General features: G+C 61.6%; 22 protein-coding genes. 10 read left to right on the top strand and 12 right to left on the bottom strand.

From position 1 onward, the window contains the following. The first annotated feature begins 55 nt into the window (after window positions 1–55). The 4 genes from HU765_RS22935 (at window position 56) to HU765_RS22920 (ending at window position 2,484) form a co-directional block, all read left to right on the top strand. Complete coding sequence (locus HU765_RS22935; protein WP_186623159.1) at window positions 56–577, top strand: DUF3455 domain-containing protein; 522 nt, start codon at window positions 56–58, stop codon at window positions 575–577. A gap of 156 nt (window positions 578–733) precedes the next feature. Continuing rightward, window positions 734–1,261 carry a sigma-70 family RNA polymerase sigma factor gene (locus HU765_RS22930; RefSeq protein ID WP_186623158.1) on the top strand — a complete coding sequence of 176 codons (528 nt, stop codon included), beginning with the start codon at window positions 734–736 and terminating at the stop codon, window positions 1,259–1,261. Then, window positions 1,258–1,950, top strand: coding sequence for an anti-sigma factor (locus HU765_RS22925; RefSeq protein ID WP_186623157.1), 693 nt, complete (start codon window positions 1,258–1,260; stop codon window positions 1,948–1,950). The genes HU765_RS22930 and HU765_RS22925 overlap by 4 nt, the downstream gene beginning before the upstream one ends. Window positions 1,951–2,082: 132 nt before the next feature. Continuing rightward, window positions 2,083–2,484, top strand: a complete 402-nt coding sequence (locus HU765_RS22920) for a hypothetical protein (RefSeq protein WP_186623156.1) — start codon at window positions 2,083–2,085, stop codon at window positions 2,482–2,484. Window positions 2,485–2,553: 69 nt separating this feature from the next. Here the strand turns inward: HU765_RS22920 and HU765_RS22915 are convergent, their stop codons facing one another. Continuing rightward, the gene (locus tag HU765_RS22915) at window positions 2,554–3,645 is read right to left on the bottom strand and encodes a DUF1615 domain-containing protein (protein ID WP_186623154.1); all 1,092 of its coding nucleotides are present in this window, start codon (window positions 3,643–3,645) and stop codon (window positions 2,554–2,556) included. Between the two features lie 454 nt (window positions 3,646–4,099). On the opposite strand from HU765_RS22915, the gene HU765_RS22910 reads away from it, so the two are divergent. Beyond that, window positions 4,100–6,304, top strand: coding sequence for a TonB-dependent siderophore receptor (locus HU765_RS22910; protein WP_186623152.1), 2,205 nt, complete (start codon window positions 4,100–4,102; stop codon window positions 6,302–6,304). Between the two features lie 211 nt (window positions 6,305–6,515). After that, window positions 6,516–8,045: an FAD-dependent monooxygenase gene (locus tag HU765_RS22905; RefSeq protein WP_186623151.1), complete on the top strand. Its 1,530-nt coding sequence runs from the start codon at window positions 6,516–6,518 to the stop codon at window positions 8,043–8,045. Window positions 8,046–8,170: 125 nt separating this feature from the next. On the opposite strand, the gene hemB is transcribed toward HU765_RS22905, so the two are convergent. Beyond that, window positions 8,171–9,145, bottom strand: a complete 975-nt coding sequence (gene hemB, locus HU765_RS22900; RefSeq protein WP_186623149.1) for a porphobilinogen synthase — start codon at window positions 9,143–9,145, stop codon at window positions 8,171–8,173. Between the two features lie 246 nt (window positions 9,146–9,391). Next, window positions 9,392–10,090, bottom strand: a complete 699-nt coding sequence (locus HU765_RS22895; protein WP_186623147.1) for a glutathione binding-like protein — start codon at window positions 10,088–10,090, stop codon at window positions 9,392–9,394. Window positions 10,091–10,370: 280 nt separating this feature from the next. Between HU765_RS22895 and HU765_RS22890 the strand changes: the two genes are divergently transcribed. Further along, entirely contained in the window at window positions 10,371–11,045 is a 675-nt protein-coding gene (locus tag HU765_RS22890) for a histidine phosphatase family protein (protein WP_186623145.1), read from the top strand. 110 nt (window positions 11,046–11,155) lie between these two features. On the opposite strand, the gene mnmH is transcribed toward HU765_RS22890, so the two are convergent. The 5 genes from mnmH to HU765_RS22865 form a co-directional block, all read right to left on the bottom strand. Beyond that, window positions 11,156–12,259, bottom strand: coding sequence for a tRNA 2-selenouridine(34) synthase MnmH (mnmH, locus tag HU765_RS22885; RefSeq protein WP_186623143.1), 1,104 nt, complete (start codon window positions 12,257–12,259; stop codon window positions 11,156–11,158). Then, window positions 12,259–13,293, bottom strand: coding sequence for a selenide, water dikinase SelD (gene selD / locus HU765_RS22880; protein ID WP_186623141.1), 1,035 nt, complete (start codon window positions 13,291–13,293; stop codon window positions 12,259–12,261). Before selD ends, mnmH begins: the two co-directional genes overlap by 1 nt. 240 nt (window positions 13,294–13,533) lie before the next feature. Next, the gene (locus HU765_RS22875) at window positions 13,534–14,490 is read right to left on the bottom strand and encodes a zinc-binding alcohol dehydrogenase family protein (protein WP_186623139.1); all 957 of its coding nucleotides are present in this window, start codon (window positions 14,488–14,490) and stop codon (window positions 13,534–13,536) included. Window positions 14,491–14,521: 31 nt separating this feature from the next. Beyond that, window positions 14,522–14,695, bottom strand: coding sequence for a DUF1427 family protein (locus HU765_RS22870; protein WP_007969534.1), 174 nt, complete (start codon window positions 14,693–14,695; stop codon window positions 14,522–14,524). Between the two features lie 208 nt (window positions 14,696–14,903). Next, window positions 14,904–15,680, bottom strand: a complete 777-nt coding sequence (locus tag HU765_RS22865; protein ID WP_186623137.1) for a helix-turn-helix transcriptional regulator — start codon at window positions 15,678–15,680, stop codon at window positions 14,904–14,906. 137 nt (window positions 15,681–15,817) lie between these two features. Here HU765_RS22865 and HU765_RS22860 point away from each other — a divergent pair, with 137 nt between their 5' ends. Both HU765_RS22860 and HU765_RS22855 read left to right on the top strand, forming a co-directional pair. Beyond that, a complete protein-coding gene (locus HU765_RS22860; protein ID WP_186551761.1) occupies window positions 15,818–16,045 on the top strand; it encodes a DUF6555 family protein in 228 nt (75 codons plus the stop codon). A 36-nt stretch (window positions 16,046–16,081) separates the two neighbouring features. Then, window positions 16,082–16,354 (top strand): hypothetical protein, encoded by a 273-nt coding sequence (locus HU765_RS22855; RefSeq protein WP_186623135.1) that lies wholly within the window; start codon window positions 16,082–16,084, stop codon window positions 16,352–16,354. A gap of 24 nt (window positions 16,355–16,378) precedes the next feature. Here the strand turns inward: HU765_RS22855 and HU765_RS22850 are convergent, their stop codons facing one another. The 3 genes from HU765_RS22850 to HU765_RS22840 form a co-directional block, all read right to left on the bottom strand. Beyond that, window positions 16,379–16,546, bottom strand: a complete 168-nt coding sequence (locus tag HU765_RS22850; protein WP_186551759.1) for a metallothionein — start codon at window positions 16,544–16,546, stop codon at window positions 16,379–16,381. Between the two features lie 750 nt (window positions 16,547–17,296). Continuing rightward, the gene (locus HU765_RS22845; protein WP_186551758.1) at window positions 17,297–17,749 is read right to left on the bottom strand and encodes a DMT family transporter; all 453 of its coding nucleotides are present in this window, start codon (window positions 17,747–17,749) and stop codon (window positions 17,297–17,299) included. A gap of 3 nt (window positions 17,750–17,752) precedes the next feature. Then, window positions 17,753–18,238, bottom strand: coding sequence for a DMT family transporter (locus tag HU765_RS22840; protein ID WP_186551757.1), 486 nt, complete (start codon window positions 18,236–18,238; stop codon window positions 17,753–17,755). 113 nt (window positions 18,239–18,351) lie between these two features. Here HU765_RS22840 and HU765_RS22835 point away from each other — a divergent pair, with 113 nt between their 5' ends. After that, on the top strand, window positions 18,352–19,287 hold the full coding sequence (locus HU765_RS22835; RefSeq protein WP_186623133.1) for a LysR family transcriptional regulator: 936 nt from the start codon (window positions 18,352–18,354) through the stop codon (window positions 19,285–19,287). A 122-nt stretch (window positions 19,288–19,409) separates the two neighbouring features. Here the strand turns inward: HU765_RS22835 and HU765_RS22830 are convergent, their stop codons facing one another. Continuing rightward, window positions 19,410–21,092, bottom strand: a complete 1,683-nt coding sequence (locus tag HU765_RS22830; RefSeq protein ID WP_186623132.1) for a methyl-accepting chemotaxis protein — start codon at window positions 21,090–21,092, stop codon at window positions 19,410–19,412. Window positions 21,093–21,195 lie beyond the last annotated feature (103 nt).

Here is a 21,195-nt window from a genome sequence, read left to right as displayed (position 1 = left end):
GTAACAGCCCACTCCCGGGCTGTCAGTGATCTAGCCTTTTTCGGAGAAACATCGGATGAACATCACCCAGCTGATTGGCCTCACCGGTTTGCTCGCCATGACCTCGACGACTTTTGCGCAAAGCAGTTATCCCGACGCGATCAAGGTGCCGGACGGGCACAAGGTTGCGCTGGAAACCACCGGGGTCGGCGAGATCACTTACGAATGCCGCGACAAGCCCAATGCCGCCGGCCAGACCGAGTGGACGTTTGTCGGCCCCAAAGCGGTGCTCAATGATCGCAGCGGCAAGCAGATCGGCACCTACTTCGGCCCGCCCGCCACCTGGCAGGCCAAAGACGGTTCGAAAGTCACCGGCACGCAATTGGCCGTGGCACCGTCGACGCCCGGCAACCTGCCCTACCAGTTGGTCAAGGCCAACCCGGCCGAGGGCAAAGGTGCGATGAGCGGGGTGAGTTACATCCAGCGCGTCGCGCTCAAGGGCGGCGTGGCCCCGGCCAGTGAATGCACGATGGCAAACAAGGGCAAGCAGGAAGTGGTGAAATATCAGGCGGATTATATTTTCTGGGCGGCGAGCTGACCTCGGCAACACAGCAAATCCCCTGTAGGAGTGAGCCTGCTCGCGATGATGGTGTGTCCGTGAACAATATGTCGGCTGACACACCGCTATCGCGAGCAGGCTCACTCCTACAAGGGGAACTGTTGGTTTTGAAGAATGTGAGCTAAATTGCACGCCATGCCCTTACCCGATTCCACGTTCGATTACGAAGCCCGCCTCAAAGCCTGTGCCCGGGGCGAGCGTGCGGCCCTGCGCGATTTGTATGTGCAGGAAGGCGCGCGGCTGCTCGGTGTCGCCAAGCGGCTGGTGCGCGATACGGCGCTGGCGGAGGACATCGTGCAGGAAACCTTCATCAAGATCTGGAACGGCGCCGCCGGGTTCGACCCCGCGCGCGGTTCGGCGCGGGGCTGGATGTTCAGCGTGACCCGGCACCTGGCCTTGAACCAGCTGCGCAATCAGGCTCGGGAAATGCCGCTGCGCGAAGAACATGAAGCAGCGGCGCCTGATGAGGCCATCGATGTTCATTCGGCGCGCATTCATCGCTGTCTGGAGCAACTGGAACCGCAACGACGCACTTGCATCCTTCACGCCTACGTCGACGGTTACAGCCACGCGCAGATTTCCGCGCGCCTCGACACGCCGCTGGGCACCGTCAAAGCGTGGATCAAGCGCAGCCTCAACGCCTTGCGGGAGTGCATGGGATGACCAGCGAATCAGCGCAGGAACGGGATGAACTGGCCGGCGAATATGTGCTCGGCACGTTGTCGTTCGAGCAGCGGGTCGAGGTGCAACGCCGTTTGCCCAATGAGCCCGAACTGCGTGCGGCGGTCGACGCGTGGGAGCGGCGCCTGCTGGAGTTGACCGATCTGGCCGAACCTCAGCAACCGTCGGCGCAGCTGTGGCCGCGCATCGAGCGCAGTCTCGAACGGCTGACGGTTAAAGAACCGCTGACTTCGTGGTGGAACCTGCTGCCGCTGTGGCGCGGTTTGAGTGCTGCCGGTCTGGCCGCGACCTTGATTCTCGGCGCGATCCTGCTGACCCAGACCACGCCGAAACCGAGTTATCTGGTGGTGTTGGTCGCGCCGCAGGACAAGGCGCCGGGTTGGGTGATTCAGGCGAGCAATACGCGCGAGATCCAGTTGATTCCGCTGGGGGCGGTCGAGGTGCCGGCAGACAAGGCGCTGGAATTCTGGACCAAGGCTGACGGCTGGTCGGGACCGGTGTCATTGGGGCTGGTCAAACCGGGGCAGGCCTTGTCGGTGCCGCTGGACAAATTACCGCCGCTGCAACCGAACCAATTGTTCGAACTGACGCTGGAAGGCGCCAATGGCTCGCCAATCGGCAAACCGACCGGACCGATTCAGGCGATCGGGCGCGCGGTAAAAGTCCTCTAAGGCTCTAATACACGGTTGCCAGCAACCATCATCGCCGTCGATGTTCACCATCATGGCAATGAAGTTCTCATAAAGAAATCCGGGCGTAACATCGGCTCCATACCAACCAACAACACCCCGGAGCACACTCTCATGAAACGCCAGACTCTTCTCAGCATCGCCTTCTCGGTTTTCGCAGTAAACGCTTTCGCCGCCACCCCGGCGCACACACTGGTCGCCGAAGGCGGCTCGGACAAGCTGATCGAAAGCCGTCTGGCCGAAGGTGGCTCGGATCGTCTGATCGAACGCCGCGTGGCTGAAGGTGGCTCGGATCGTCTGGTCGAGCGCCGCGTGGCTGAAGGTGGCTCGGATCGTCTGATCGAACGCCGCGTGGCTGAAGGTGGCTCGGATCGTCTGATCGAACGCCGCGTGGCCGAAGGTGGTTCGGATCGTCTGATCGAACGTCGCGTGGCCGAAGGTGGTTCGGATCGTCTGATCGAACGCCGCGTGGCCGAAGGTGGCTCGGATCGTCTGATCGAACGCCGCGTGGCCTGATGCACGACTGCAAGCGCAACACCCCAGAGAAACCCGGCTCCCTCGGCCGGGTTTTTTATGTCCGCAGGATCAGCCGGCCTTGGCCATGCACCGCTTGTAGCGCTCGTCCACGCGTTTGGCGAACCACGCTGTCGTGAGTTTTCGGGTGATTTTCGGGCTCTGCAGCACGATTCCCGGCAATACCGCGCGCGGTAACGGCTTGCCTTCGGCTCGCTCCGCCAGTTCGAATACGCGCTGATAGAGCTTGGTCTCTTCGAACTCCAGCGTTTTGCCCTTCTCCAGTTGATCGCGAATCGTCGGGTTGCGCATGCCCAGTGACTTGCCGAGGGTGCGCACTGCCAGTTCGGTGCTGCCGGGCATGATTGAATCGTAGCGAATCAAATCGCCGTCCAGGGTCAACGGAATGCCGGAAGCGCGGCTGACCGCGTTCTGAAACGCGGCGTTGCGGCTGGCGTACCAGCCGGCGTTGAAATCGGCGAAGCGATACAGCGGCTCGCGGTAATTCACCGGGTAACCGAGCAAATGGGCGATGCCGAAGTACATGCCACCGCGACGGCTGAACACTTCGCGGCGAATCGTGCCGTCCACCGGGTACGGGTAGTCCTTGGCGTGTTCTTCGGCAAATTCAATGCTGACCTGCATCGGTCCGCCGGTGTGCACCGGGTTGAAGCCACCGAACAACGTACGGCCCATCGGCACCATGCCGATGAAGTCGTCGAAAATGGCGCTCAACTCTTTTTCGCTACGTGCTGAGTTCAGGCGTTCGCTGTAAGTCTTGCCATTGGGCGAGCGCGCTTGCAAAGCGCCGCTGACCAACAGGCTGGGGATGTGCACCTTGGCCGCGCGACGGTTGATTTCGTCGCGGGCGATCTTGCCCAGACCGGGCACCGCCGGATCGGCCTGGAAGGTGGATTCCTGTTCTGCCACGGCCAGTACCGAGCAAATATTCTGCGTGGTAGTGCTGATGCCCTGCGCGGCAAATGCGGCGTAAATATCCGTGGCCCAGCCCTGGCGGTCGGCGGTTTTCGCCAGCAGCAGACGAACGATTTCAGCCTTCACTTCAGCGGGCGGACGTGGCGCCAGTTCGTGGCTGCGCTGGCTGGCGCAACCAGCGAGCAGCAGCAAGGCGCCGAGGGCAATGATCAATCTTGGGGTGTGCATGTTGTTCCTTCCAGTCCGTTGTGCCGCGCTCACCATACGTTCAGCGGATGGCGCAGGCTAGGACTGCGATGTCGAACGCCTGTTCCCTCGGCTTGCACGCCCCCCTGTGGCGAGGGCTTGCTCCCGCTCCAATCCCTGTGGCGAGGGAGCTTGCTCCCGCTCGGCGGCGCAGCCGTCGCAAACCCGGCCCCCCGGTTATCTGCTGCACCGCGATGACAGGATTCGCGCCGCTTCGCAGCCCGAGCGGGAGCAAGCTCCCTCGCCACAGAACCCGCCCGAGCGGGAGCAAGCTCCCTTGCCACAGAACCCGCCATAGAGCCTTCCAGGCTGGTCACAATCTGATTGCAAAACGTTACTGCGAAAACCTATCATTCGCGCCTGGAGTCGTATTTGCGCAAGGAGTTGCGCGCTGTCCTTATTTTTCCAACCGGCCGCGCGCCTCCAGGTAATCGACATGCCCGCTTCAGCTCGACTCGGCGCCCCCTTGCGCCCGACATTGCTTGCCCTGCTGTGCTCCCTGCCCTTCACCGCTCACGCCGCTGAAGAAAACCGCAAAGAGCTGGTGCTGGACGACGTCAACATCAACGCCCAGGCCCCGACACCCAATGCCCTGCCCCCGGTCTACGCTGGCGGTCAGGTCGCCCGCGGCGGCCAGTTGGGCGTGCTGGGCAATCAGGACATGATGGACGTGCCCTTCAGCGCTGCGTCGTATACCGAGCAATTGATCCAGGATCAACAGGCCGAAGACGTCGCCGACGTGCTGCTCAACGATGCATCGGTGCGTCAGGCCTCGGGGTTCTCCAACCAGGCGCAGGTCTTCATGATTCGCGGCCTGCCGCTCAACGGCGATGATATTTCCTATAACGGCCTGTACGGCGTGCTGCCACGGCAGATCATTTCCACCGACGCCCTGGAGCGCGTGGAAGTGTTCAAAGGCCCCAACGCCTTTATCAACGGCGTGACCCCGACCGGTTCGGGCATCGGTGGCGGCGTCAACCTGCAACCCAAACGTGCCGGCGACGAACCGCTGCGCCGCTTCACCACCGACATCAGCAGTGAAGGCCGCGTCGGCCAGCACCTGGACATCGGCCAGCGTTTCGGTGAAGACAACCGGTTTGGCGCGCGCATCAACTTGTCCCAACGCGAAGGCGATACCGCCATCGACCACGAAAACCAGCGCTCGAAGCTCTTTGCCATCGGCCTCGATTACCGCGGCGATGCGCTGCGCCTTTCCGGCGACTTCGCTTACCAGAAAGAACGCGTCAACGGCGGCCGCAGTTCGGTCAACCTCGGCACCGCCACGCACCTGCCGGACGCGCCGTCGGCCGACACCAACTACGCGCCGAAGTGGGGCTACACCGATATCGAAGACACCTTCGGCATGCTTCGCGCCGAATACGATCTGAACGACAACTGGACGGCCTACGCGGCCGGTGGCGCCAAGCACACCCGCGAAGTCGGCCGCTACAACTCGACCACGCTGGTCGGCAACAACGGTGCGTCGTTCACCACCGGCTCGTTTGTGCCCCATGACGAGGACAACACCAGCGTCATGGCCGGGCTCAACGGCAAATTCAACACAGGGCCTGTCAGCCACAAGCTCAATCTCGGCCTCACCGGGATCTGGGCCGAGCAGCGCAGCGCCTATGATTTCGACCTGACCCGCTACCCCAACAACATCGATCACCCGGCACAAACCCCGGCGCCGGTCGGCAACTTTGCCGGGGGCGACCTCAATGACCCGGGCATCGTCGGCAAAACCTTCAACCGCAGCGTGGCGATCTCCGACACCCTCGGCTTCTTCGATGATCGCCTGCTAATCACCGCCGGCCTGCGTCGTCAGCAGATGGTCGTGCAAGGCTACAACTACGCCAGTTGGGGCAGCGGCGGGCGCAAGTCGAGCTACGACGAAGCGATCACCACGCCGGTGTACGGCATCGTGTTCAAGCCGTGGGAGCATGTGTCGCTCTATGCCAACCACATCGAAGGCCTGGCGCAGGGTCCGACCTCGCCGACCAGCTCCGGCGGCTTTCGCGTCACCAATGGCAACGAAGTCTACGCACCGGCGCGCTCCAAGCAGACCGAACTGGGCGTGAAAGTCGACATGGGCACCTACGGGGCCAGTCTGGGCGTGTACCGCATCGAGCAGCCAAGCGATGGCTACTGCGAAATCAACGGTCCGACCACTTGCACCTATGTGCGTGAAGGCGAACAGATCAACAAAGGCGTAGAAATGAACGTGTTCGGCGAGCCGCTCGAAGGCCTGCGCCTGATCAGCGGCCTGACCCTGATGGACACCGAACTGAAAAACACCCTCAACGGCGCCAACGACGGCAACCGCGCCATTGGTGTGCCGACCTTCCAGTTCAATGCTGGTGCCGATTGGGACGTGCCCGGCCTGCAAGGCGTAGCGCTGAACGCGCGGATGCTGCGCACCGGCGGGCAATATGCCGACGCGGCGAACAACCTCAGCTTGCCGACCTGGAACCGTTTCGATGCGGGCGCGCGGTACGCGTTCAAGGTGTCGCAGAAGGACGTTACCGTGCGTCTGGGCGTGGAAAACCTGGCGAACAAGCGCTACTGGGAGTCGGCTCAGGGTGGGTATTTGACCCAGGGCGAACCGCGGGTGGCGAAGTTGTCGGGGACTATCGACTTTTAAGCGACCGTATCCTGTGAAAAAGGCTCCGCAGCGTGATGGCTGCGGAGCCTTTTTGTTTTTGCGGTGCTGGATCGGGCCCCTTCGCGAGCAGGCTCGCTCCCACATTGGAATGCGTGCCAATGTGGGAGCGAGCCTGCTCGCGAAGGGGCCGGAACTGACTACCGTCTACATCTGATCCATACTTGTTGCACAGCAACAGGAGGGCAGCCCCATGAACCGCAGCGACGTCCTGATCATCGGCGCCGGCCCGACCGGGCTGGTGCTGGGCCTGTGGCTGAGCAAACTCGGCGTGCGCGTGCGCATCATCGACAAGACCTCGGCGCCTGGCACCACCTCCCGCGCCCTGGCCGTGCAGGCGCGCACGCTGGAGCTGTATCGCCAACTGGACCTGGCCGACACCATCGTGCGTCGCGGCCATCAAATCGCGGCGGCGAATTTCTGGGTCAACGGCAAACCCGTCGCGCAATTGCCGCTCAAGCGCATCGGCGAAGGCCTGACGCCCTACGCCTTCGTCGAAATCTTCCCGCAGGACGAGCACGAACGGCTGTTGCTCGAGCGTCTGGAAGACTATGGCGTCAACGTCGAACGCAATACTTCGCTGGAAAGCTTCGTAGAGAACGCCGACGGTCTCACCGCACATCTGCGTCTGCCCGATGGCGAGCAGGAAGTCTGTCAGGCCTGTTATCTGGCCGGTTGCGACGGCGCCCGTTCGGTGGTGCGCAAAACCCTTGATAGCGGTTTTCCCGGCGGCACCTATCAGCAGATTTTCTATGTTGCTGATGTGAGCGCGAGCGGCCCGGCGATGAACGGGGAGCTGCATCTGGATCTCGACGAAGCTGATTTTCTTGCAGTGTTTCCTTTGGCCGGTGAAGGTCGTGCGCGGCTGATCGGTACCGTGCGTGACGAACGCGCCGAGCGTGCTGACAGCCTGCAATTCTCGGACGTCAGCAGCCGCGCCATCGACCACTTGAAAGTGCACATCGAAGACGTGCACTGGTTTTCCACCTATCGCGTGCATCACCGCGTGGCCGAGCATTTTCGCAGCGGCCGCGCCTTTCTGCTCGGTGACGCCGCCCATGTGCACAGCCCTGCCGGTGGCCAGGGCATGAACACCGGCATCGGCGATGCGATCAATCTGGCCTGGAAACTCGCCGCCGTGCTCGGCGGTGGCGCTGAGCCCAAGCTGCTCGACAGCTACGAAACCGAACGCATCGCCTTCGCCCGCCGACTGGTGTCGACGACCGACAAAGTCTTCAGTTTTGTCACCGCCGAGGGCCTCATGGCAGATATGTTGCGCATGCGTGTGGCGCCGTTTCTGATCCCGAAAATGGCCGCGTTCGAGGCCAGCCGCGAGTTCCTTTTCCGTACGGTTTCGCAAGTCACCCTCAACTACCGCGGCATGCCGCTCAGCCAGGGCGAAGCCGGGCATGTGCACGGCGGCGACCGCTTGCCGTGGGCACATGATGGTGAAGGCGATAACTATGAACCGCTAAGACAGCCGTGCTGGCAAGTGCATGTGTACGGCGATACCAGTGACGAGATGATTGCCTGGTGCCATGAACACCATTTGCCGCTGCATGTGTTCGACTGGCGCCCGGCGTTTGAAACGGCGGGTCTGGGGCGCAACGGCTTTTACTTGCTTCGCCCGGACACTTATGTGGCGATTGCCGAGAACAGCGCCGACCCGAAAGTGATAGAGCGCTACTTGCGCGATCACGGGATTCGGCCCTACTTCAACTGACACCCACGACCCCAAATGTAGGAGTGAGCCTGCTCGCGATGGCGGTTTACCCGACATGAATTTTTCGACTGACACACCGCTATCGCGAGCAGGCTCACTCCTACAGTTTGGATTTGTGTTGGGGTTTAGATTCCCGCCAGCGCCAGGTCCATCGCAAAGTAGGTAAAGATCAAATCCGCACCCGCCCGCTTGATCGCGCCCAGGCTCTCGCGCACCACGCGATCCTCATCGATCGCCCCGGCCTGGGCACCGAACTTGATCATCGCGTACTCGCCGCTGACCTGATACGCCGCCAGCGGCAGGTTCGACGCTTCACGGATGTCGCGGATGATGTCCAGGTACGCACCGGCCGGCTTGACCATCAGCGCATCGGCGCCTTCCTGCTCATCCAGCAGCGATTCGCGCAGGGCTTCGCGGCGGTTCATCGGGTTCATCTGATAGCTTTTGCGGTCGCCCTTCAACGCACTGCCACCGGCCTCGCGGAACGGCCCATACAGTGCCGAGGCGAATTTGGTCGAGTAGGCCATGATCGGAATCTGCGTGAACCCGGCGGCGTCCAGCGCCTGGCGGATCGCCCGCACCTGACCGTCCATCGCCGCCGACGGTGCAATCACATCAGCGCCGGCGCGGGCCGCAGCGACGGCTTGTTTGCCGAGGTTGACCAGGGTCTGGTCGTTGTCGACTTCGTGGTTGTGCATCACGCCACAATGGCCGTGATCGGTGTACTCGCAGAAGCAGGTGTCGGACATCACGATCATCTCCGGCACGGCGTCCTTGGCGATGCGCGACATGCGCGAGACCAGGCCGTCTTCGCGCCAGGTATCGCTGCCATTGCTATCCAGGTGATGGGACACGCCGAAGGTCATCACCGATTTGATACCGGCGCGGGCATAGCGCTCGATCTCGCTGGCCAGTTTGCGCTCGGGAATGCGCTGCACGCCGGGCATGCTGGTGATCGGCACAAAATCGTCGATGTCTTCCTCAACGAAGATCGGCAGTACCAGATCGTTCAGACTGAATTCGGTTTCCTGGAACAAAGTGCGCAGGCTCGCATTGCGGCGCAGACGGCGGGGACGTGCTTCGGGGAACTGACTGGACATGGGGCCTTTCCTGAAAACAGCGGATGAGACGAAAGTCGTAGGGGGTGAAGCTTATGCCTTGCGGCGGGCGAGGGACAAACCTGGATCAATCAACAGAGCGTTACTGAGCCTGCAATAATCTGCGGACCATCATAAATCTCCTGTAGGAGTGAGCCTGCTCGCGATAACGGTGTGTCAGTTGATAAATTCACATCTGACACACCGTTATCGCGAGCAGGCTCACTCCTACAAGGGGAATGTGTTGAGTCAGGACGGGATGGTCAGGCCGCGGATGACCGCCGGCCGGGCGAGAAAGCGCTCCAGCACCCGCGTGACATTGGGGAAGTTCTGGATGCCGACCAGATCGCCGGCCTCATAGAACCCGATCAGGTTGCGCACCCACGGGAACGTGGCGATATCGGCGATGGTGTAACGCTCGCCCATGATCCAGTCGCGGCCATCGAGGCGCGTGTTGAGCACGTTGAGCAGGCGCTTGCTCTCCTCGACATAGCGGTCACGCGGACGCTTGTCTTCGTAATCCTTGCCAGCGAATTTGTTGAAGAAACCCAGCTGGCCGAACATCGGGCCAACGCCGCCCATCTGCCACATCAGCCATTGAATGGTCTCGTAGCGCAACGCACCTTCCTGAGCGAGCAACTGGCCACTCTTGTCGGCCAGATAGATCAGGATCGCGCCGGATTCGAACAACGGCAGCGGCTTGTCTTCCGGGCCGTGCGGATCGAGGATTGCGGGGATCTTGTTGTTCGGGTTCAGCGAAAGAAACTCCGGCGACGTCTGGTCGTGGGTGTCAAAGCCGACGCGGTGCGGCTCGTACGGCAAGCCGATTTCTTCGAGCATGATCGACACTTTGACGCCGTTGGGCGTCGGCAGGGAGTAGAGCTGAATCCAGTCCGGGTACTGCGCCGGCCATTTCTGGGTAATCGGGAATGCAGACAGATCGGTCATTGGAAGCATCCAGTCACAAATTGAAAGCCGATCATAATGTAGGCCTGCTGCAGCGCCTACACGAACCGTAACATCCAGTCGCTAACTTACCCCCAAGCCGTTGAAGGTTGCCGTTAGAGTGCTGCGCACTTGCACGATCGAACCAAATGGCCCTCAGGAGACTCTGAGCTATGCCTTTTCGCAGAGGAAGCTGTTCACGACAGGGAAACACCCGGTGCTGGGAGCCCGCGGTGCAAAGGTTTGTCAGCCTTAACCGATTTGCTGAAGAACCCTTTATTTCATGACGAACCTTATGCGTTTCGCCAATCGCTTCAAACATCGCGCGTACGTGGCCCTGCCCTCCCTGCTGGCAGTCAGTGCGCTGTTTTTATCACTCGAATCAAGCGAAAGCCGCGCGCAACCGGCGGACGGCACGCAGACGCTGGTGTTCCTGCGCCATGCGGAAAAACCCGAAGGCGGCCTCGGCCAGCTCAACTGTCAGGGCCTGAACCGGGCGATCGACTTGTCGACGCTGCTGCCGGAAAAATTCGGCAAGGCCGATTACGTGTTCGCCGCCAACCCGACGCGCAATGTCGAGGAAGGTGAGCTGGACAATTCCTACAGCTACATCCGCCCGCTGATGACCATCAGCCCGGCCGCGATCAAGCTCGGCCTGCCGGTGAACATCGAGTTTTCCGCCAACGACACCAGCGATCTGGCCCGCGAACTGCTGGATGAGAAATACCACAACTCGACGATCTACACCGCGTGGTCCCATGGCTATCTGCCGGAGCTGATCAACAAGGTGGCGGGCAACGCGGTCGGCAAAAAACAGAGCATCACCGAAGACTGGGCGGGCAGCGACTTCGACTCGCTGTACGTGCTGACGCTGAAGTGGCACAACGGCAAGGCCAGCTTGCAGAGTCACAGTTACAAACAGGGGCTGGATAATGGCAAGGACACTTGCCCGACCTGAGTTTTGTGTTGTTTGATCGGGCCTCATCGCGAGCAGGCTCACTCCTACATTTGAAATGCGTTCCACCTGTAGGAGTGAGCCTGCTCGCGATGAGGCCAGTCGCTTCCACCTCAAACCTTCTGACTCACCCGCTGACGCAAATACTCGATCACCGCCCCACGCTCCCCGGCGAACTCGATCCGCCCGCCCTTCTTCTCGCGCTGGAACACATACATCGGGTCGTAATACTCGCGCAGCAAACCCTCGATCCAGCCGCGATGCAGATCCACCGCGCCGCTACGTCCCTGCTCCGCCAGCGCCTGCTCCATCAACAGCAGCATCCGCGAATGGCGCTCGCCACCGAGACGCTTCTGCACGTTGTTGAGACTTTCCAGCAACCGCTCGGCGAACAACGCAAAGCCGTTGTCGCCATGGACCTGGGCAAACTCCGCCGAAAGGTCAACCACGTAATCGCGCAGGATCCGCTCGACACGATCCTCGAAACGGTCTTCCAGCCAGACCATCGGGTACGCCTGCATGCCTTGGTATAGCGGCAGCGGCAAGGCGCAACTGCCAACCACCCGGCTCTCATCCTCCAGCACAAACTGCTCGATACCGGCGTCACGTTTCTTGAGAATGTCGATGGCCAGGCGATTCTCGAAATCGATGTTCGACGGCTGCCCGGTGGCGCGCTTGCCGAAGCTGGAGCCGCGATGGTTGGCGTGACCTTCCAGGTCCAGGCCATTGCGCAACTGCACCAGCACCTCGGTCTTGCCGGTGCCGGTCATGCCGCCCAGCAAAACAAAATCACACTGCGCGATAGCCTGATCGAGGGTATCGATGAGGAAATTGCGCATCGCCTTGTAACCGCCACCAACGCGCGGATAGTCGATGCCGGCCTCGTCACGCAGCCACTGCTGGGTGATCTGCGAGCGCAGGCCGCCGCGAAAACAATACAAATAACCATCAGGATGGGCCCGGGCGAACTCGGCCCAGGCCTGAATGCGCTCGGCCTTGACCGCGCCGGACACCAGTTGATGACCGAGTTCGATGGCGGCTTGCTGCCCTTGCTGCTTGTAGCAGGTGCCGATCTTCTGCCGTTCCAGATCGTTCATCAGCGGTAGATTGACCACGCCGGGAAACGCGCCTTTGTGAAACTCGACCGGGGCACGGGCGTCCATCATCGGTCTGTCGTTGAGAAAAATGTCGCGGTAGTCGGTGCTGGCGCGGAGCATCAAATCACCTCGACCGCGTTCGTCTGTCGCTCAACCAGCTCGCCGATCGGCGCCAGGTCCAGGCCCAGTTCGGCAGCCACGCAAAGGAACTCGTCGTTGCCTTCAGGGGTGACCGCAATCAGCAGACCGCCGCTGGTTTGCGGATCGCACAGCACGCGTTTGTGCAGCTCCTGCACACGACCGACCTTGCTCGAATAGCTGTCGAAGTTGCGCAGCGTACCGCCCGGCACGCAGCCCTGATCGAGGTAGTACTCGACGCTGTCCAGACGCGGCACGCGGTCGTAGGCGATGCGCGCGGTCAATTGACTGCCATCAGCCATTTCCACCAGATGCCCGAGCAGGCCAAAACCGGTGACGTCAGTCATCGCGGTGACGCCGGCAAGCTTGCCGAAACGGCTGCCGGGCTTGTTCAGGGTGCACATCCAGTCACGGGCCACGCCGACATCGGCGGCGCGCAATTTGCCCTTTTTCTCGGCGGTGGTGAGGATGCCGATGCCCAGCGGCTTGGTCAGGTACAACAGGCAACCGGCAGTGGCGGTGTCGTTGCGTTTCATGTGGCGCTTTTCCACCAGACCGGTCACCGCCAGACCGAAGATCGGCTCCGGCGCATCGATCGAGTGCCCGCCGGCCAAGGTAATCCCCGCCGCATCGCACACCGCACGGCCACCCCGAATCACTTCGCGCGCCACTTCCGGCGCCAGTACATTCACCGGCCAGCCGAGGATCGCAATCGCCATCAACGGATCACCGCCCATCGCGTAGATGTCGCTGATCGCATTGGTCGCGGCGATGCGGCCGAAGTCGAACGGATCATCGACAATCGGCATGAAAAAATCGGTGGTCGACACCACGCCACGCTCGGCATCGATCTCATACACCGCCGCGTCATCGCGCGACGCGTTGCCGACCCAGAGTTTTGGATCGAGGTTCTGTGCGCCGCTGCCGGCGAGGATTACTTCCAGCACCTGCGGGGAAATCTTGCAGCCACAACCGGCGCCATGGCTGTATTGGGTCAGACGAATCGGCTCGCTCATGGGGGAGTCTCTGGCTATGAATGGGGCGGATTCTAGCAGAGCGCGAGACAGCAGATTTTTATGCTGACTGAGCGGCCCCTTCGCGAGCAGGCTCGCTCCCACATTTGAACGCAATTCCCTGTGGGAGTGGGGGGGGGGGCTCGCGAAAGCGGTGTGTCAGTCGCCGTATATTTAACTGACACACCGCCATCGCGAGCAGGCTCACTCCTACACGGGTTCGATGTGTCTGGGGAATGTACGTCAGGGAATCAAAATGATCTTGTCCCCGCCGCCCTGATTGACCTCGGCGTAGCGCACCGGCCCCTCTGCCAGCGGTACTTCTACCAACCCTTGCGGCAATGGCAACCGATCCTCATCGAAGAACCGGCCAAATTGCTCAAGCATCACCGCGCACGCTTCCACGCCGTACAACAACGAATTGATCCCGACCACCGAGCCGCCCTTGCGATACAGCGCCAGCGCCGGCAATTGCACGTGGCCGTCCACCGGTGCGGCGATGATTGCGATGCGCCCGAAAGTCGCCAGTGCCGCCACCGAGGCCGGTAGCCAGAAACCGGTGGTGTCGAAGATCACGTCGGCGCCGCCGCGATACACCGCGTTGACCTGTGCGCCGAGTTCTTCAGGACGGCCGAGTTGAATCGTTTGGTAGCCCTGCGCCTGCAGATCCGCTACCTGCTCAGGCCTGCGCGCCGCCGCCAGCACCTGCGCGCCACGCACTTTCGCCAAAGCCAAGGCCGCCGTCGCCACAGCCCCGCCGCCGATCACCAGCAAGTGCGTGTCGGCGCTGACCAGGCTGCGTTCCAGCGCATCCCACGCCGTGGTGTACGGCACGCCTAGGCTGGCTGCCTGGGCGAAACTCAGATGCGCCGGTTTGTGCGCCACGCCGCTGGCCGGCAGCTTGACGAATTGCGCATGGGCGCCGTCGGCGAAAAAGCCCAGCTCACGGCCGGTGCCCCAGACTTCCTGACCGATCAACGCTTGCGGTCCCTGAACCACCACACCGGCAAAATCTCGACCCGGAATGCGAGGCAATGTGGTGTAGGGAAAACGGCCGAGCACGTTCTTCACATCGCTGGGATTGAGGCCGGCAGCCTTGATCTGCACCAGCACCTCATCGACGCCGGGGGCCGGGGTCGGGACGTCGACGAAACGCAGGGAAGACAGGTCGCCGGTTTGATCGAATTGCAACGCTTTCATGGGCACATCCACCGAATAGGAAAAGGCAAATTCAGGACAACCAGCCAGCGACCAATTGCCGGCCCATCGGCCACAACTGCTCGCCGGCCAACATGCCGAGCAGACCGACCAGCGCGATGGCCGGCGGCGCGGGAGAACGAAAATCGAGCGCGCCGTAGAGCAGGCCGACGCCCAGGCCGATGGCCAGAGAAATGAGGTAGTTCATGGGGGAACTCCGCCGCTTGAAGGAATAGGCAGAGTCTAGGGAAAGGGGCGCAACGGCATCGGCCAAGGACTTCTGAATTTCGGACAAACCTGAATTCACCGAACCCCTTTGTAGGAGTGAGCCTGCTCGCGATAGCGGTGTATCAGGTAAACATTGATTGACTGACACACCGCTATCGCGAGCAGGCTCACTCCTACAGAGGTTGCGTTCAGCCAGTGATAAATTGCGAAGGCGCCACCCCCAGCTCCCGGCGAAACATGTCGCTGAAGCTGCTCGGCGAATAGCCCAGCTCGCGGGCGATGACACTCACCGCCACGCCCTGAATCAACGCGGCCACGGCCGTCGCCAGTTGCACCTGACGCCGCCATTCGGCGAAGCCCATGCCCAGACTGTCCTTGAACAACCGCGCCAGCGTGCGCACGCTGGCCCCGGCGTTCTGCGCGTGTTGCTCGAACGGAATTTCCAGCGACGGCGCGGCCATGACCGCCTGACACAAGCTCATCAAACGCCGGTCGGACTGATCCGGCATCGGAATCTTCAACTGCGAACGCCTGGCACGTTGCAGCTCCAGCAGCGCCAGCCCGACCAACGCTTCGTAATACGCGGGCTGACCGTTGTCGCCCTGCTCCACCAGCCCGATGATCAACTCCCGCAGCAAACCGCCGACCTCGATCACCTGCACCGTCGCATCCAGCGTCGCCGCCAGGGCCGGACGCAAATAGATGTTGCGCATCTGCAAGTCCGACACCACACGAATCCCGTGCGGCACCCCAGGCGGCAGCCACACCGCGCGCTGCGGTGGTACCACCAGCGCTTCGTGGGGCGTCTCGACCCACATCACCCCGCTCATCGCATACAGCAACTGGCCCCATGCATGCTCGTGCGGCTCGATAAACAATCCACGCGGATAGGTTCGCGCCAGCGGTTGCACGGGCACATCGGTATCACTCAGATCAGGCGGCGCGGCAAGGGCCATGGCGGGCATTCACGCAGGATTGACGAAGCCGCCATGGTAACCAGCGAGCCCACCCGTCGCCAACGATAGAGACCGTCGGACAATCCAAAGGAATTTTCCCGGCCCACTGCGTTCCTTTTAATACCACAGGGAGGAATACGGGCTTTATGAACAACGCAAAACTCTACGTCATCGACTACACCCTTCATGGCACAGCCAAGTCGTTCATTATCCGCTCGGACAAAATGGACAACGCCGAAGCCTGGCATTGGGCAAGCTGCGACGCGGGCGTCGGTCGAATCCCGCGCTTTGGCCGTGAACAGGTGCAGAAGACCAGCAAACCGATGGCAGAAAAATTCGGCCTGGAAAACGTCACCTGGCGCCAGACCAAATGAACACATCGGCCTGACCGGATAAGGGGGAATCGCCCGATGAACGACACCTGCCACCCGGCCCGGCTGGACTACGGCCTGACCACGTTCTTTGGCCAAATCACCAAAACGGTAAACTGCGAAGTCGGACTGGAAACAGTCGCGGACGACCCGTACCGCTTCACCTTGTGCGTCAAGGCACCGGTGCCGGATGACCTGGATCAGGCGAAAATCATCGTGGTCAAGGTCGAAGGGCGGACACTGCAAGGCACTGTGCGGCATGTGGAGCGGCGAGATGACGACAGTCTGAAACTGGAAGTGGAGCCTGATTAGGCTCCACTTTTTTTATGGCCGTCGTTATTTCGGATGGGCGCAACCGCACCCCTTCATTGCACATTCTTCACCGTGTTTATGGTGATGCGCGCAGGCTTCACAGCAATAGTGTTGGCCGTGCACAGCGTACGAATGCTCGCCCTCCTTGATCATGCAATTACAGTTGGGGCAGTCGCATTTTTTATCAGGCATGGGACAGACTCCTTGAGTGGTTGTCTGAGGCTTGAATGCAAACCGTGAGGGACAGTGTAGGAGGTGGTTGCAGAGTGTGCAGGTATCGAGGGACTGAGTTACGGACGGATTGCTTTCGCGAGCAGGCTCGCTCCCACAGGGGGATTGGGAAATCTGATAGAAATGGTTGGCGGCCCGGCCCTCATCGCGAGCAGGCTCACTCCTACAATGGGATTGGGGGAATCCGACGGATATGGGTCGGCTGCCAGGCCGCCTTCGCTGGCAAGCCAGCTCCCACAGAAAAGCAAAAACAAAAGCAAAGCAAACCGCGTTGGCTCCCAACCACTCAACACAATGAGCGTTAGCTCAAGTGCCGCGTTGGCTCCTAACCACTCAACACAATGAGCGTTAGCTCGAGTACCGCTTTTGCTTCTCACCACTCAACACAATGAGCGTTAGCTCGAGTAAGGCTCTTGATCTTGATGCACGGCGCCCGTCGGAAGGCTGAGTGGAGGGATTGATCCGGGCGTGGGAGCGCAGCGACCGTACGACGCAGTCGTACACAGCGGAAGGAGGTGCAGCGAAGCAAACCGGAAACGCTGCGCCCGGATCGATCCCGCAGCGAAGGCACCCCGAGCCCAGGCGAGGGGCCGCACGTCAGGGCAAAAGGCCTTTGGTTACTTTGGGCCCCCAAAGTCACCCGCCGTAAGGGCGGAACCGCCAGCCGCAGCCCCCGAAAAAACGGATACCCCCCCAAATCCAAATATCCAATCACTGCGCCCGACGCGAACTCCGATACATAAATACAAGAGCCACCGCCAAACACACCATCGCCAGCATCCGGCTCGAAGACAGCTCGATCGCCGGATTCCCCAGCCAGCCAAAATTATCGATCAACATGCCCATCCCCAACTGCCCGACAATCACCGCCACCGTCGCCACTGCCGTGCCGACCACCGGCACCGCGCCGACCATCACCATCATGTACACCACACCAAACAGCGCCCCGGTCAGTTGCCACTTCGGCACCTCAAGCAGACTCACTGCCTGTGCCGGCTCGAAAAACAGAATCAACAACCCGGTCACCACCGCGCCCACCACAAACGTCAGCAAACTGCTGCGCAGCACGCCAACGGTTTCACCCAGACGCCCATTAATAGCGGCCTGCACACTCAATACCGCACCGGCCAATACCACCACCGCCAACAAAATCACCAGACCCATCACTCACCCCCGCGCAATCAGAACCAAAGCCACCACAATCAAACCCAACGCCAGCCAGCGCTCGCCGTTGACCTTCTTGCGCGTTGCGCCGAACCAGCCGAAGTGGTCGATCAACACACTCTTGCCGACCTGCCCGGACAAAATCGCAATCATCGTCATGGCAATGCCGATGTGCGGCGTCGCCAGGGTCAGCACCACCACGTACATCGGCCCGAGGAACCCACCGATCAACTGCCAGCGCGGCAGCTCGGTCAGCGCCGGACCTTTTTGCGGGCCAGCGAACAGCAGCAGCAAAAACAGAATCGCCGAGCCCACACCGAAGATGCTCAAGGTCGCCCAGAGATGCCCGACCTGCGTGCCCAACGGTCCGAGCAGTCCCGCCTCGACCGACAAGCCCATGCCGGCAAGAATCACCAGCGGCAGCAACAACAGGCGCAACACCGACTGCCTCACCGGCGCCGCGACCGCCCCTTCATTCAACGTTTGCATAAACAACCTTCCACACTCATAAATGATGGCGCGGATTATCGGCTGGCGCAGCTGTGCGATAAATGGGAGCATCCGGACAACACTTTTGCGCATCACGCACAGCGAGACACCTCATGCACGGGCTCAACGAACTGGGATTCAAGGCACTCAGGTTATTTGTTGCGGTACTCGACCACGGCAGTTTTTCCGAAGTGGCCCGCCGTGAAGGCGTGGCACCGTCGTCGATCTCCCGGCAAATCCAGTTGATGGAGCAAGCACTGAACCAGCAATTGCTCTACCGCCACACTCGCGCCGTTACCCCGACCGAAGCCGGGCGCATGCTCGGCCACCACGCGCGGCGGGTCCTGGTGCAACTGGAGGAAGCCGAACAGGCCCTGCAGGAGCAACAAAGCGAACCCACGGGACTGGTGCGCATCAACGCCCCGGTGGTATTCGGCCAACGCCACCTGACGCCGTGGCTCGGCCAGCTGTGCGCGCGCTATCCGAAGCTGCAACTGGATATCCAGCAGACCGACCATTACGTCGACCCCTTGCAGGAAGGCGCCGACCTGCTGTTTCGCATCGGCGCGCTGCACGATTCGAGCATGCAGGCGCGGATCATCGCCCCGCACCGCTTTCAGGTCGCGGCCAGCCCGGCGTACCTCAAGCGCCACGGCACCCCGCAACACCCCGACCAGCTCGCGCAGCACCAGTGCCTGGCGTACAAAGGCGCGACGGGTCAACAACGCTGGTTTTTTCGCCGCGATGGCGAGGACTGGACGCCCTACTCGATAAAAGGCCCGATCACCGGCAACCACGCCGACACCCTCACCCAAGCCGCCGAGCAGGGGCTGGGGCTGGTGATGTTTCCGTCGTGGCTGATTGGTGAAGCGGTGCGCGAAGGCACGCTGGTGCCGGTGCTCGGGGACTATCAGGTGTCGAACAGTCTGGAGCCGCAGCAGATTGCGGTGCTGTGGCCGGGGAGTCGGCGCTTGTCGGTGAAGGTGCGGACGGTGATTGATTTTTTTGTCGAGTGCTTCGGCGAAATCCCGTATTGGGACAGGAGCTGAATTGCATACAAATCCCATGTAGGAGTGAGCCTGCTCGCGATGGCGTCGGCACATCCAACATCAATGTGTCTGACCCACCGCTATCGCGAGCAGGCTCACTCCTACAGGTTTCGCCGCGTTCTTCAGATGCGGAACTGGCCGACCAGCTTGCCCAGCCGCTGCCCCAGCTCTGCCAGACTGCGCGAGGTCTGCGCGCCCAACTGCGTTTCATCCGCCACGCTGTCCACCGCCACCGCAATCTGATGCACGCTGCGGTTGATCTCTTCGGCCACCGCCGTCTGCTCTTCCGCCGCGCTGGCGATCTGCGCGTTCATCGAGTTGATCGTGGCGATCAGCGCAGCCATCGCGTCCAGCGACGCCCCGGCCTGATTGGCCTGCTGTGAAGTGCCATCGCCGGCCTCGCTGGAACGGCGCATCGCCTCGACCGCCTGCTGCGTGCCCGCCTGCAAGCGGTCGATCATGCCCTGGATTTCCTGAGTGCTGATCTGCGTACGACTGGCCAACGCACGCACTTCATCCGCGACCACCGCAAACCCGCGCCCGGCCTCACCGGCCCGCGCCGCTTCGATCGCGGCGTTGAGGGCCAGCAGGTTGGTCTGCTCGGCAATCGAACGGATCACCCCAAGCACGCCGACAATCGAACTCACGTCCTGTTGCAGGCTGTCCAGCGACACGCCGCTGCTGCGGATGTCGTCGACCAGCGCATGAATCTGCTTGATGCTGCCGGCCACCACGCGCTTGGCGCTCTGGCCTTCTGCGTCGGTCTGCTGGGCGGCGACGGCGGCGTTTTGTGCGCTCTTCGCCACTTCCTGGGCCGCGGCGGACATTTCGTTGATCGCCGTGGCGACCTGATCGGTTTCATGGCGCTGACGCTCCATCGCCTGATCGGAACGCTGCGCCTGATCGGACACCTGCGTCACCAGCCCGGTCAGTTGCGTGGTCATCTCGGTGATCTGTCGCACCAGGCCGTGGATCTTGTCGACGAAGCGGTTGAACGAACCCGCCAGTTCGCCGAGTTCGTCCTGGCTGGTGATGTTCAGGCGACGGGTCAGGTCGCCCTCGCCCGCCGCGATGTCGTCGAGGTTGGCCTTCATCAGGGTCAGCGGCCGCAGGATGGTATTGGCCAGCAACAGCCCCGCCGCCGCGATCACCAACAACACCAACACGGCAACACCGGCAATGCTCAGCACCACGCCTCGCACTCGTTCCTGCACCTGGGCTTCGACCTGCGCCACCTGGGCTTCGATGCCGTCGAGGTTGACCGACGTACCGACCGCCATGTCCCATTTCGCCAGGTATTCGGTGTAACCGAGTTTCGGCACCAGCACCTTGGCGTTACCTGGCAGTGGCGAACTGTATTGCAGATAGTGGGTGCCGTCCTTCGCCACATTCACCAGACCGAGGTTGACGTAGACGCCATTAGGGTCGCGGTTGTCCTTGAAGCTTTTGCCCACGCCATCAGGATCGTTGGCCTTGAACAGGCGCACGATCGCGGAGTCGTAGCCGAAGAAGTAGCCGTCCTTGCCGTAGCGGATGCCCGAGAGCAGTTTGATCGCCTGCGCTCGCGCCGCGTCATCGCCCGGGGCTGCCGCGTCGTACAACGGTTTGATCGTGGTCATGGCCACGGCGACGTAACTTTGCAGGGTGGCCTTGGCGTCGCCGAGCAGGCGCTCGCGGGTCTGTTCGACTTCCTTGCGCGCCTGTTCCTGGAGGATGAACAGCGTGGTCACGCTGATGACCAGTGCAAAGAGCAGCACCGGCAGGACGGCAAGGGACAGGACTTTAGCCTTGAGACTCAGGCGCATGGGGACTCACTCTTTTGATTTTGTTGGCGTGGTTAAAGGCTTTAACGGCACGCCGCAGCAAAAGTTGAATCCGGGAACAACCCGATCCCCTGTAGGAGTGAGC

Origin of the sequence: Pseudomonas sp. SWRI81 (assembly GCF_014268545.1) — a bacterium.
Classification (GTDB): domain Bacteria; phylum Pseudomonadota; class Gammaproteobacteria; order Pseudomonadales; family Pseudomonadaceae; genus Aquipseudomonas; species Aquipseudomonas hamedanensis.
The sequence above is the reverse complement of the archived record's forward strand: the minus strand, read 5'-3'. Positions and strand labels throughout refer to the sequence as shown.